The organism is Acidipropionibacterium jensenii DSM 20535 (genome assembly GCF_000425285.1).
In the GTDB taxonomy this organism is placed as follows: Bacteria; Actinomycetota; Actinomycetes; order Propionibacteriales; family Propionibacteriaceae; genus Acidipropionibacterium; species Acidipropionibacterium jensenii.
In genome coordinates, this window is record NZ_AUDD01000010.1 from 102,233 (window position 1) to 114,438 (window position 12,206).

The following is a 12,206-nucleotide window of genomic DNA, read 5'->3' on the forward strand; positions in this document are numbered from 1 at the left end:
CCTCAACGAGCCGGAAACCGTCCTGGTCAGACGCCCCCAAGGAGCCGGAGAACCTCACCGACCCAGCGCCGAGACCACCGCATCGGCCAGCCGGGCGTGCCCGGCGGCATTGGGATGGTCCCCGTCGGAGGCCAGCAGATCGGTCGGGTCCGCGCTTCCGTCGGTCCCGATGAAGGGGGTCGAGAAGTCGGCGTAGATCGCCTTCTGGGATGCGGCGACCTCGACCACCATCGCGTTGAACAGCCGGGTCATGGTCCGCGACGTCGTCATGTACTGCGGCCCGTTCTGGCGCCCGACCGCACCGTCGACGCCGACATTCCAGTACCCGGAGACGACCACCTTCGCGTCGGGGGCGGTCTGCAGCGCGCGGACCTGCTGGACGATCGTGGTGAGCCGCGTCCTCAGCTCGGCGATCGCCATCCGGGCGCACCCCGAGTCCGGGTCGCAGGAGCCGTCCGAGTCGTCGGGCAGGTCGTTGGCGCCGACTGTGATGACGACCAGGTCGGCGTCGGCCACCCGGGAGCGCACCCCGTCGGTGCCCAGCTGGTCCAGCACCTGGGAGCTGGGGAACCCGGCGACCGCGTCATTGACGACGACGCCGGTCACCCCGGCCCGGTCGGCCAGTCGGTCGCCGACCTGGGTGATGTAGGAGACGCAGCCCGGACAGTTGGCCGCCGAGGGGACCGAGTCGCCCAGCCCGACGGTGACGTATCGACCGGCATGACCGGCCAGGGTCGGGGTGGGAGTCGGCGTGGCTGTGGAGCTTCCCGTCGAGTCCGGGCGCCAGGATGACGACGCCCCCGACGTCCCCGTCCCCGACGACACCCCCGGCGTCGACGAGCCGGCACCGCTGGACGACGTCCCCGGGGCCGCGGCGGCGCTGGGGAATCGGGCGCAACCGGCCGTGCTGATGACCAGCAGGGCCATCAGACAGCAGCCAGACGCGATCTCATCACCTCAGCATGTCACCGGCTCGGAAGAGCGAGCTGTGCGCGGACAATGGTTCTGCCCATGTGCACCAGCCCGGCCGACTCGGCGGTGAAGACCCTCGGCAGGTCCGCATTCCCGTGGTACTCGGCGTCCTGCATCTGGCGCATCGTGTCGGTGAGCTGATCGATCTGCTCGTTGAGCCGGTCGATGCGGCTCTCCATCTCGAGGATCCGACGGATCCCGTTGAGATTGATCCCCTCCTCCTGGGAGAGGTGCTGCACCAGCCTCAGGCGGCTGATGTCGCGGGCCGTGTACCGGCGTCCCCGGCCCTTGGCCCGGCTGGGCACCACCAGACCGAGGCGGTCGTAACCGCGCAGGGTCTGGGGGTGCATCCCGGCCAGTCCGGCGGCCACCGAGATGGGGAAGATCGCGGCGTCCTCGTCGATCGGGGCCAGATCGGTCCCCTCGGCGAGGACCTTCGCGCGCCGGGCCATCTCAGCTCACCGACCCGGAGTGAGGGCTGTCCCACGGCCTGGGGTCGGGCTGGTTGGCCCTGGCGGCGAACTCCTTGAGCGCCGCCTGGGCGTCGGCGTCCAGCGAGGTGGGCACCGTCACCGCGATGGTGGCCAGCAGGTCGCCACGGGTGCCGTCGTGCCGCGGAGCACCCTTGCCGCGCACCCGGAAGGTGCGCCCGTCGGGAGTCCCGGCGGGGATCTTCAGGGTGACGGTTCCGCCCTGGAGCAGCGGGACGCCGATCCTGGCGCCGAGGGCGGCCTCCGAGAAGGTCACCGGCACCTTGACGGTGAGGTTGTGGCCCTCGCGTCCGAACAGCTTGTGGGGACGCACATGGACCACGACGTACAGGTCGCCGGCCGGTCCGCCGTTCTCCCCCGGGGAGCCCTTGCTCTTGATGCGGATCCGCTGGCCGTCCTCGACCCCGGCGGGAATCCTCACCTGCATGGTGTGGGTCGACTTTGCCCGTCCCGAACCGTGGCAGATCGGGCAGGGGTCGTCGATGATCATCCCGCGGCCCTTGCAGTCTGGGCACGGTTCGCTCATCTGGAAGACGCCGCCGCTGTTGGTGGTGTGCATCCCGGACCCCTCACAGGTGGGGCAGACCCTGGGCATCGTGCCGGCCTTGGCGCCGGTCCCCCGGCAGGCCTGGCATGCGGCCTCGGAGACGGTGCGCATCGGCACCGTGACACCGGCGATCGCGTCGGTGAAGTCGACGGTCACCTCGCCCTCGACGTCGGCACCGCGTCGGGCGGCCCTGGTCGTGGTCCGCCTTCCGCCGGTGGAGCCGAAGAGGTTGCCGAACAGGTCGCCCAGTCCGTCGCCGTTGGTGGCATTGCGGAACAGGTCGTCGACCCGGACGTTCTGACCGCCCCCGCCGGGGAACTTGAACCCGCCGCCACCGCCGAACAGGCTGCGCTGCTGGTCGTACTCCTTGCGCTTCTTCGGGTCTGACAGCACGTCATTGGCCTCGGATGCCTCCTTGAAGCGGGCCTCCGCCGCCTTGTCGCCCGGATGGGAGTCGGGGTGGTTCTCCCGCGCCAGCTTGCGGAAGGCCTTCTTGATCTCCTCAGGCTTGGCGTCCTTGGAGACGCCCAACACCTTGTAGTAGTCCTTGTTGGCCCAGTCAGTCGTGCTCATTCAGCGCCTCCTCCCTGTCGAATCCACTCGATTGCTCATCTGCTCGTGTCGCGTCTCAGTTGTCACCAGCGGGGCTCTGACCGGAGCCCCCGTCGGCCTCCGAGGCACCATTGCCGTTGCTGCCGGTGCTGCCGGTACCCGTGCTGCCGTTACCGTCCGAGACGGCGTTCGGATCAGGATCCGACACTGCCACCCGGGCCGGCCTCAGCACCTGGTCGCCGAGCTTGTAGCCCGGCTGCATCACCTGGGAGACGGAGGTCACCGTCGCCCCGGGCAGCGGCACCTGCATCAGCGCCTCGTGGACGTGGGGATCGAACTCCTCGCCCACCGCGCCGAAGCTGGTGAGGTCGTGGGCCGCGGCGACCTTCGCGATCGCGTCGGCAACCGCACGGAACCCGGACCCCTCCTCCAGCTCGCCGTGCTGGCGGGCCATCTCGATCGAGTCCAGCACCGGCATCAGGTCCGCGACGACCTTTCGGACGCCCACCTGGCGGGCCAGGTCGCGGTCGCGGTCGACCCTGCGCTTGTAGTTGACGTACTCGGCCTGAAGACGCTGGAGGTCCTCGGTCCGCTCGGCCAGCAGGGTGGCCAGCTGGCTCTCCCGGCTGGGCGGGTCGGTCGGACCCTCTGGTCCGCTGCCGGTGCTCTGGTCGACGCCGTCGGTGTTCAGCTCGACTCCCTCCACGATGTCGTTGAAGGCCTGGTCATCACTGGCCCTGCCAGTGGCCCGATCGGCCGGGTCGGCCGGGGAGTCACCGCCATCGCGACGGTCGGCGTCCTCGGGCTTGTCAAAGTTCTCGTTGTCACTCATGTCGTTCTCGTCACCCCTGGATCTGGCGTTCTGCGCCCCGGGGGCGCCGGTTCACCCGACGCCCCCGGTCACGCGTGGAGACTGCGTGGAGCCTGCGGGCCCGGCCGCGGGGCCGGGCTCACAGCTGCGCTCAGTTGGCCTTGTCATCCTTGTCGTCGTCGACGATCTCGGCGTCCACGACGCCGTCATCGCCCTCGGCCGAGGACTCTCCGGCGGCGCCGGCGGCCTCACCATCGGCCGGGGCCTGCTGCTGGTTGGCCTGAGCGGCGGCGTAGATCGCCTGGCCCATCGCCGACGCCTTCTGGTTGAGGTCGTCCATGGCGGCCTTCACCTCGTCGTCGTTGTCGGTGCCCTTGAGGGTCTCCTTTAGCTTCGCGATGGCCTCGGTCACCGGGGTCTTGACGTCCTCGGGGATCTTGTCGCCGTTCTCGTCGAGCAGCTTCTCGGTGCGGAAGGCCAGCGAATCGGCCTCGTTGCGCATCTCGACCGCCTCGCGGTGCTTCTTGTCGGCGTCGGCGTTGGCCTCGGCCTCCTTGACCATCTTGTCGATCTCGTCCTTGCCCAGGGCCGAACCGCCGGTGACAGTCATGGACTGCTCCTTGCCGGTGGCCATGTCCTTGGCGTGGACGTGGACGATGCCGTTGGCGTCGATGTCGAAGGTGACCTCGATCTGCGGGATGCCGCGCGGTGCGGGCATCAGGCCGGTGAGCTCGAAGTTGCCCAGCGACTTGTTGTCGCGGACGAAGTCGCGCTCGCCCTGGTAGACCTGAATCATCACGGACGGCTGGTTGTCGTCGGCGGTGGTGAAGACCTCGGACCGCTTGGTCGGGATCGTGGTGTTGCGCTCGATGATCTTGGTCATCACGCCGCCCTTGGTCTCGATGCCGAGGCTCAGCGGGGTGACGTCCAGAAGCAGCACATCCTTGACCTCGCCCTTCAGGACGCCGGCCTGCAGGGAGGCGCCCAGGGCCACGACCTCATCGGGGTTGACGCCCTTGTGGGGCTCCTTGCCAGCGAGCTCGGTGACCAGATCGGTGACGGCGGGCATCCTCGTGGAGCCGCCGACCAGGATGACCTCGTCGATCTTGGAGACGTCGAGACCGGCGTCCTTCATCACCGCGTTGAACGGTGCGCGGCAGCGGTCGAGCAGGTCGGAGGTGAGGCGCTGGAACTCGGCGCGAGTCAGCTTCTCGTCCAGGTGCAGGGCACCGGTCTCCGGGGTGGCCGTGATGTAGGGCAGGTTGATCTGGGTTTCAGAGGCCTGCGACAGCTCGATCTTGGCGCGCTCGGCGGCCTCCTGCAGACGCTGCTTGGCCATCTTGTCCTTGGACAGGTCGACGCCGTGAGCGTTCTTGAAGTTGGTGACCAGCCAGTCGACGACCCGCTGATCCCAGTCATCGCCACCCAGACGGTTGTCGCCGTTGGTGGCCTTGACCTCGAAAACCCCGTCGGAGATGTCCAGCAGGGAGACGTCGAAGGTGCCGCCGCCGAGGTCGAAGACCAGGACGGTCTGCTCCTTCTCGGTCTTGTCCAGGCCGTAGGCCAGGGCCGCGGCGGTGGGCTCGTTGACGATTCGGTCAACGGTCAGGCCGGCGATCTCGCCGGCCTCCTTGGTGGCCTGACGCTGGGCGTCGGAGAAGTACGCCGGGACAGTGATGACGGCGTCGGTGACGGTCTCACCGAGGTAGGCCTCGGCGTCCCTCTTCAGCTTCTGCAGCACGAAGGCGCTGATCTGCTGGGGCTTGTAGGTCTTGTCGTCGATCTTGACGGTCCAGTCGGTGCCCATGTGACGCTTGACGGAGCGAATGGTGCGATCGACGTTGGTCACAGCCTGACGCTTGGCGACCTCGCCGACCAGCACCTCACCGCTGTTGGTGAAGGCGACCACCGACGGAGTGGTGCGGGCGCCCTCGGCGTTCGGGATGACGGTGGGCTCGCCACCCTCGAGGACGGCGACGCACGAGTTGGTGGTTCCGAGGTCGATGCCTACTGCACGGGCCATGTTTCCTGTTCCTCCTGAGTGAGGTGAAAGTTCTTCATGTGGCTCTCCGGGACCCCGTGGCCAACCATCTGCCTGGCGTCCCCTTGAGCGGTTACGGCTCAAGGCTAGCGGTTGAGTCGACCCGTATCAACCTTCCTGCGGGCCTTTCGTGCTCCAACCTTGAGTACACCAGACTCAACCCTGGTGACCCCGGTGGTATTCCCGACCTCTCCCACACGTCTCCGCGCACCCACATTCCACGCGTCCACGCGTCTGCGCCCACCCACACTCCACGATGCTCGCGAAGTTCGACGATGCTCGCGCTATAGCGCGAGCATCGTCGAACTTCGCGAGCATCGTGGGGTCAGGGTCAGACTTCCCCAGGGATGGTCGGACCGCGTGGGGGTGGTCGGACTCCACCAGCGGGCGGGATGGGACTTCGGCCCGGGGCGGTCATACTTCAATCCAGCCGGGCCTTGGTCCGCTGCGGTCGGGGCCGCCGGGCACAGTCCGGGGTTCCGGTCGGGCGTGGACGGATACCCCGGCACGGACCGAATGACGGCCACCGCGGTTCGGACCCGCTGACACACCCCGACCAGCGGCCGCGACCCCCAACTGGGCACCACCCTGACCGACGTCCCACTCCCCCAACCGGGCATCAACCCGACCGGCGTCCCACCCTCTGGCCGAAGCCCCACTCCGCCGAGCAGGCCACCGCCTGCAGGAGAGTCCAGGAACGGCCACACCGTGCCCAGATTCCGCCCACAGCGAACTCCACTGTGAATCCCGGCCACCACCGTCACAAAACGCGGTTCTCGGACCACCTGTTCTGGGTGTGAAGGGGATATCCAAGAACGTCAGGCGGGTCAGCGATCTGGTCCGCGAAGGAATGAGCCATGAGGACGTCGCGCGGTGCATCAGCGACGGGTCCATGACCACGATCCGGCACGGGGCGGTGAGCACCGGTCCACCGGGCATCGACGAGCGAGAGCTCCAGCTCGACCTCATCGAGGCGACCCTGCCCGTCCTCGGCGGGGACGACTGGGTCCTGAGCCATGTCTCGGCTGCGGCCCTCCTCGGGCTCCCGATGACCAAGGACGAGCAGACGACGGTGTGGGTGACCAAACCGCCGGGAGACAACAGCAGGCACCGCAAACCATGGCTCGTGACGCGGACGTGCAGAATCACTCCCCAAGAGATCTGTGACGTCCGCGGGGTCCGCGTCACCAGTCCGGAGCGCACCGCGGTCGACATGGCGCGCGAGTTCGGCTTCGTCACCGGCGTCATGATCGCCGACGCCGTCCTGGGCAGAGGCGGATCCGCGCAGCACCTCCAGGAGCTCACGGACCGTGCCTTCCGCAGACCGGGAAACCGAGCGGCACGGCGGGTGGCGGAGTTCGCCGACCCTGCCCCCGAGAGCCCCGGGGAGTCGCTGATGCGCGCCATGCTGGAGGTCCAGGGCTGCCCCCGCCCGGTGCTGCAGTTCATCATCCGCACCCCGGACGGACAGTTCGTCGCACGGACCGACTTCGGGTGGCCGGAGTTCGGGGTGATCGGCGAGTACGACGGCCCCGAGAAGTACGGTCGGCTGCTGCGTCCGGGCCAGACCGTCTCAGACGTCGTCGTCGCCGAGAAGGACCGGGAGGCGGCCATCCGCGACCAGGGATTCCAGATCATCAGGTTCAGCGCGGCCGATCTGAGGAACCCCCGGGCAGCGGCGTACCGGCTGCGACGTCTGATCTACAGGACAGGACCTGGCGCATAGCCCGGAGCCGTCATCGGGGGCACCCGGAGCTTGAGCCGGCCGAATCCACCAGCACTTCAACCGACCGAGACCACCCAGGACTTCAGCCGACCCTGCCCACCCGGCCAGATCCGACCACACCAGCCCCAAACCCGACCACACCCAGTCCATTGGCCGCCCAAACCCCGACGATGCTCGCGAAGTTCGACGATGCTCACGCTATAGCGCGAGCATCGTCGAACTTCGCGAGCATCGTCGCAAAAAGGGTGGCACCGGCAACCCAGGGGGCACCGCAGGACGTCCGGCACCACATAGGGGCCGGCACCGCAGGACGGCCGGGAAGACAACTGGCCGGCTGGAGAACCAGCCGGCCAGTCAGTCCACCCAGAACTCAGTGAAAGTAGGGGATGAGGAGGTAGAGGCCGTAGAGGACCACCAGGCCGGCCAGCCCGATCATGCTCCAGCCGATCATCACCAGGGAGGCGGTGCCGTCCCCGTTGCCCTCGCGGATCTTCGCCCGGTCGAGCATCAGCGCCCCGCCGGAGACGACTCCGACGATGGCCACGGCGGCCAGCACGGTCACCATCGCGACCTGGGCCAGTGCGATCCAGTCGATGCTCATGCTGCGGCTCCCTCGGAGACGTGGGCGACGCCGGGCTTGCGCACGTTGACGTCGCTGGACTCGTTGACATTCTTCGAATCGATCGAGTGATGACGGGATTGATGGAGGATGAACCCGGCGCCGAGCAGCAGCAGGGCCGCATCGATCGCCATGCCGCCGAGCCCGAGGCCGGCGATGAGGGAGGCCAGCGCGCCGACGACCGCGGCACAGGGCAGGGTGACGACCCAGGCGATCGCCATTCTCCCGGCGGTGGACCACCGGACCTGAGTGCCTCGGCCGAGCCCGCAGCCCAGGATCGATCCCGAGCAGACGTGGGTGGTCGACAGCGCGAAGCCCAGGTGGGAGCTGGCGAGGATGGCGACGGTCGAGGAGGTCTCGGCGGCGAATCCCTGGGGGGACTCGATGTCGCACAGCCCCTTGCCCATGGTTCGCATGATCCGCCACCCGCCGGAGTAGGTACCCAGGCCGATGGCGCAGCCGGCCGCCAGGATGACCCAGACGTGCGGGCCGGTGCCGGCCGTCTGGTAGCCGGCGGCCACCAGCACCAGGGTGATGATGCCCATCGTCTTCTGGCCGTCGGAGGTGCCGTGGGCCAGGGCGACCATGGACGCCGACACGACCTGCGCGTGCCGGAAGATGCCGCGAGTGTTCTTGTCGGTGGTGCGACCGTTGATCTTGTAGGCCAGCCGAGTGGCCAGGGCGGCGGCGACGCCGGCCACCACCGGGGCGACCAGGGCCGGCAGGATGATCTTGCTGAGGATGGTCTCGAGGTGGACCCCGCTCATCCCCGCCTTGACCACCACGGCGCCGATGAGGCCGCCGAACAGGGCGTGCGAGGAGCTGGACGGAAGTCCGAAGAGCCAGGTGACGAGGTTCCACATGATGGCCCCGGCCAGGCCGGCGAAGACCATCTCGGGACTCACCAGCGAGTCCTCGACGATGCCGCTGGAGATGGTCTTGGCGACCTCGGTCGACAGGGTGGCCCCGACGACGTTGAGGACGGCCGCGATACCTACCGCGACCTTCGGGGCGAGAGCACCGGTGGCCACCGAGGTGGCCATGGCATTCGCGGAATCGTGAAAGCCGTTGGTGAAGTCAAACGCCAGCGCTGTGATCACGACCAGGCAGACGATGAACAGAGTCGTTGTCAATGACAGTCCTTGGACTCAGAGCGCGCGGTCGACCAGACCCACCCGTCACAAACCTGGGTTCCAGCGGTGCGCCCGAACCCAGCAGAACGCTAGTGCGATCGGTGACCCCCGGTTTTCACCCCTGCGCGGACCCGGCCCCCCGCGTCCGGGTCCGGGCGGGCCCTGTCCTGGCAACAGGGCGGGCGGGCGGCGTCCGGTCCGCCCCGCAGGCCGACGCAGGAACCGGCCCCGCGGCGCGACGTCGCGGACGAGACGGCACGCCGTACTCCGGGTCGATGGTGAAAGTTAACCAAATGTTCATCTTGGGCCATCGGCGCATCCGCCGGGGACCAACCCTCCCCTGGCCATCGGCTGCACACAGCCCCCGACTACCGACTCTCAGGATCATCACAGCCAAGCCCCGTCCTCCACACACCCTCTGCGTGCCATTCTTGCGACGTGACGGACAATTCACCCACCAGACTCACACGCGCCGACGGCTCTCCGATCCGTGTCCTGGCCGTCGACGACGAGGCCAGCCTGACCGAGCTTCTCTCCATGGCGATGCGCTACGAGGGATGGAAGGTGACCACCGCGGACAGCGGCATCAAGGCCGTCCGCGCGGCCAAGGAGGTCAAGCCGGACGCCATCGTCCTGGACATGATGCTGCCGGACTTCGACGGCCTGGAGGTGATGCGCCGAATCCGGATGGACCAGCCCGAGGTGCCGGTGATCTTCCTCACCGCCAAGGACTCGGTCACCGACCGGATCGCCGGACTCACCGCCGGTGGCGACGATTACGTCACCAAGCCGTTCTCCCTGGAGGAGCTCATCGCCCGGCTGCGCGGCCTGCTGCGCCGCTCGGGAGCCACCGAACCGCGCTCGGACTCCACTCTGGTGGTGGGCGACCTCACCCTGGACGAGGACTCCCATGAGGTGGCCCGGGCCGGCGAGGAGATCAACCTCACCGCCACTGAGTTCGAGCTGCTGCGCTACCTCATGCGCAATCCCCGCCGGGTGCTGTCGAAGGCCCAGATCCTCGACCGGGTGTGGAACTACGACTTCGGCGGTCAGGCCAATGTCGTCGAGCTGTACATCTCCTACCTGCGCAAGAAGGTCGACCGCGGCCGCCAGCCGATGATCCACACCATGCGCGGCGCCGGGTACGTGCTGCGTCCCGCCAACTGAGCCGCGACGATGGGCAGGATCCGGGAGCGCCTCACCCGACGGCCAGACTCCCGGCAGGACTCCCGGCTGGACCATCCGCGCGGCAACGGCACCCTGGGACGCCGACTCATCATCCAGGTGTCGGCGATCGCCGCGGTGGTCGCCATCGCGCTGACCGCCATCACCACCTTCGCTACCTGGCACATCCTGGTTTCCCAGCTGGACCAGCAGCTCGACACCGCCAGCCAACGCCAGTCCAGCCAGCCGGGGGCCGATCCCTGCTTCACCGAGATCCCCGGCCCCGCCCAGGGGTCCAAGGTGCTGGGCAACTCGGTGGGCTCGGTCTTCGTCTCCCGGTGCGCCAACGGGCTGACGGTCGGATCGGTGGTCACCGAGGGTCAGGTGGACTCCTTCATCCGCGGCAACGGGATGTGGATCGGCCTGAACAACAGTGCCACCACCGTCTCGCCGAGTCTCGACTCCGGCCTCAACACCCTGCTCGACGTCCCCAGCGACGGCCGCAAGCACGGCATCAGGCTGGACGGTCTGGACCGCTACCGGGTGCTCTCCCAGACCCGCGACGGCGCCACCTACGTGGTCGCGCTGCCGATGGGAAACATCGACAGAGCGATCAAGGCCCTACTGATCCTGGAGTGCGGCGGGGCGGCACTGGCCGTGGTCGCCTCGATGGTGATCTCGCGCACCGTCGTGATGCACAACCTCAAACCCCTCAACCGGCTGGCCTCGGTGGCCAACCACGTCTCGAGGCTCGGCCTGGACTCCGGGGAGGTCAACCTGCCGGTCCGCGTCGATCCCGCGCTGGCCGATCCGCGCACCGAGGTGGGCCGGGTCGGATCGGCCTTCAACCACATGCTCAACAATGTCGAGGGAGCCCTGGCGGCCCGCCAGAAATCCGAGACGAAGGTCCGCCAGTTCGTCGCCGACGCCTCCCACGAGCTGCGCAATCCGCTCGCCTCGATCCGCGGCTACGCGGAACTCACCCGCCGCTCCGAGCAGCAGCTGCCGGAGGACGCCGCCCACTCGCTGAGCCGGATCGAGGCCCAGGCAACCAGGATGAGCGGTCTGGTGGAGGACATGCTGCTGCTGGCCCGTCTAGACAACCACCAGACTCTCGACCTCCAGCCCACCGACCTCGTCGAGGTGGTGCTCAACGCGGTCTCGGACTCCCAGGCCGCCAGCACCGACCACACCTGGTCGCTGGACCTGCCCGACGAGCCGGTCATGGTGGCAGCCGACCCCGACCGGCTCACCCAGGTGGTCGTCAATGTGCTCTCCAACGCGCGCAAGCACACCCCGCCCGGCACCCATGTGCACACCTCCGTCGCGGTCGAGGGAACCGAGGCGCGGGTGGTGGTCGCCGACGACGGTCCAGGAATCCCCGAGTCGGTCCGCGAGACGGTCTTCGAACGGTTCGCCCGCGCCGACACCTCCCGCACCGACTCCACCGAGGGGTCCACCGGGCTGGGGCTGGCGATCGTGGCGGCCGTGATGGAGGCCCACCACGGCTCGGCGCACCTCGACTCCAGCGAGCGCGGGACGACGATGACGCTGCGGCTCCCGCTCGCCGGCTGATCGCCTCACGGCCCCGCCCACCGAGGCTCCACAGTCCACCCGACAGCGCGACGTGACGAGTCGAGCTCACAGCGCCATCCACCGATGGCACCGCTCCCAGCGCGACCTGCGCCCAGCTTCCAGCAGCCCACCGCTCGGCCCAGTTCTGCAGTGGCCGAGGTTCAGATCCGCTGTGCGCCCACCGGGTGATAGCTGTCCTCCGACTGTGCGAATGCTGATGATCGTGCTTTCTAGCTGTACTTCCCCGTGACGTTGTGAACGCGGGCTGAGGGAGTCTGGCCGCCGATCCCGGTGTGGGGTCTGTGGTGATTGTAGTGATGGAGCCAGGTCTCGTAGGCTGCGGCGCGCTCGGCTTCGCTGGCGTAGGGCTTCGCGTAGGCCCACTCGACGGCGAGGGTCCGGTTGAACCGCTCGACCTTGCCGTTGGTCTGCGGCCGGTATGGCCGGGTCCACTTGTGCTTCACCTCGTCGCCGAGCGCGTCAGCGAAGGCGCCTGACCGGTAGCAGGAACCGTTGTCGGTCATCACCGCGGTGACTGTGACGCCCAGGCCTGCGAAGAACGCGTTCGCGCGGGT

The 12,206-nt window shown here is 68.4% G+C and carries 11 protein-coding genes; 3 read left to right on the plus strand and 8 right to left on the minus strand.

What is annotated here, in order from left to right:
• Positions 1-54: 54 nt before the first annotated feature.
• The 5 genes from H590_RS15685 to dnaK all read right to left on the minus strand — a co-directional run bounded on the left by H590_RS15685 (position 55) and on the right by dnaK (position 5,396).
• Positions 55-927, minus strand: a complete 873-nt coding sequence (locus tag H590_RS15685; protein WP_051238319.1) for an SGNH/GDSL hydrolase family protein — start codon at positions 925-927, stop codon at positions 55-57.
• Between the two features lie 38 nt (positions 928-965).
• Positions 966-1,424, minus strand: a complete 459-nt coding sequence (locus H590_RS0108360; RefSeq protein ID WP_028703199.1) for a heat shock protein transcriptional repressor HspR — start codon at positions 1,422-1,424, stop codon at positions 966-968.
• 1 nt (position 1,425) lies between these two features.
• The gene (dnaJ, locus tag H590_RS0108365; RefSeq protein WP_028703200.1) at positions 1,426-2,583 is read right to left on the minus strand and encodes a molecular chaperone DnaJ; all 1,158 of its coding nucleotides are present in this window, start codon (positions 2,581-2,583) and stop codon (positions 1,426-1,428) included.
• A 55-nt stretch (positions 2,584-2,638) separates the two neighbouring features.
• A complete protein-coding gene (locus tag H590_RS15690) occupies positions 2,639-3,394 on the minus strand; it encodes a nucleotide exchange factor GrpE (RefSeq protein WP_071161724.1) in 756 nt (251 codons plus the stop codon).
• Between the two features lie 130 nt (positions 3,395-3,524).
• Positions 3,525-5,396: a molecular chaperone DnaK gene (dnaK, locus tag H590_RS0108375; protein WP_028703201.1), complete on the minus strand. Its 1,872-nt coding sequence runs from the start codon at positions 5,394-5,396 to the stop codon at positions 3,525-3,527.
• Between the two features lie 814 nt (positions 5,397-6,210).
• Between dnaK and H590_RS15695 the strand changes: the two genes are divergently transcribed.
• Entirely contained in the window at positions 6,211-7,140 is a 930-nt protein-coding gene (locus H590_RS15695) for a hypothetical protein (RefSeq protein ID WP_097799367.1), read from the plus strand.
• 370 nt (positions 7,141-7,510) lie between these two features.
• Here the strand turns inward: H590_RS15695 and H590_RS0108385 are convergent, their stop codons facing one another.
• Entirely contained in the window at positions 7,511-7,741 is a 231-nt protein-coding gene (locus tag H590_RS0108385; protein ID WP_028703203.1) for a hypothetical protein, read from the minus strand.
• Positions 7,738-8,892 carry an inorganic phosphate transporter gene (locus H590_RS0108390; RefSeq protein ID WP_028703204.1) on the minus strand — a complete coding sequence of 385 codons (1,155 nt, stop codon included), beginning with the start codon at positions 8,890-8,892 and terminating at the stop codon, positions 7,738-7,740. Before H590_RS0108390 ends, H590_RS0108385 begins: the two co-directional genes overlap by 4 nt.
• Positions 8,893-9,330: 438 nt before the next feature.
• On the opposite strand from H590_RS0108390, the gene H590_RS0108395 reads away from it, so the two are divergent.
• Together H590_RS0108395 and H590_RS0108400 are read left to right on the plus strand one after the other, a co-directional pair.
• Complete coding sequence (locus H590_RS0108395; RefSeq protein WP_028703205.1) at positions 9,331-10,059, plus strand: response regulator transcription factor; 729 nt, start codon at positions 9,331-9,333, stop codon at positions 10,057-10,059.
• Between the two features lie 9 nt (positions 10,060-10,068).
• Entirely contained in the window at positions 10,069-11,631 is a 1,563-nt protein-coding gene (locus H590_RS0108400) for a sensor histidine kinase (RefSeq protein ID WP_084149377.1), read from the plus strand.
• A gap of 230 nt (positions 11,632-11,861) precedes the next feature.
• On the opposite strand, the gene H590_RS0108405 is transcribed toward H590_RS0108400, so the two are convergent.
• The coding region (locus H590_RS0108405) for an integrase core domain-containing protein (RefSeq protein WP_028703207.1) at positions 11,862-12,206 on the minus strand (345 nt) is incomplete at its 5' end.

Excerpts from the sequence above, each read along its gene's own strand:
- H590_RS15685 (WP_051238319.1), bottom strand. The coding sequence starts at position 927 with ATGGCCCTGCTGGTCATCAGCACGGCCGGTTGCGCCCGATTCCCCAGC.
- H590_RS0108360 (WP_028703199.1), bottom strand. The coding sequence starts at position 1,424 with ATGGCCCGGCGCGCGAAGGTCCTCGCCGAGGGGACCGATCTGGCCCCG.
- H590_RS15690 (WP_071161724.1), bottom strand. The coding sequence starts at position 3,394 with ATGAGTGACAACGAGAACTTTGACAAGCCCGAGGACGCCGACCGTCGC.
- H590_RS0108385 (WP_028703203.1), bottom strand. The coding sequence starts at position 7,741 with ATGAGCATCGACTGGATCGCACTGGCCCAGGTCGCGATGGTGACCGTG.
- H590_RS0108400 (WP_084149377.1), top strand. The coding sequence starts at position 10,069 with ATGGGCAGGATCCGGGAGCGCCTCACCCGACGGCCAGACTCCCGGCAG.
- dnaK (WP_028703201.1), bottom strand. The coding sequence starts at position 5,396 with ATGGCCCGTGCAGTAGGCATCGACCTCGGAACCACCAACTCGTGCGTC.
- dnaJ (WP_028703200.1), bottom strand. The coding sequence starts at position 2,583 with ATGAGCACGACTGACTGGGCCAACAAGGACTACTACAAGGTGTTGGGC.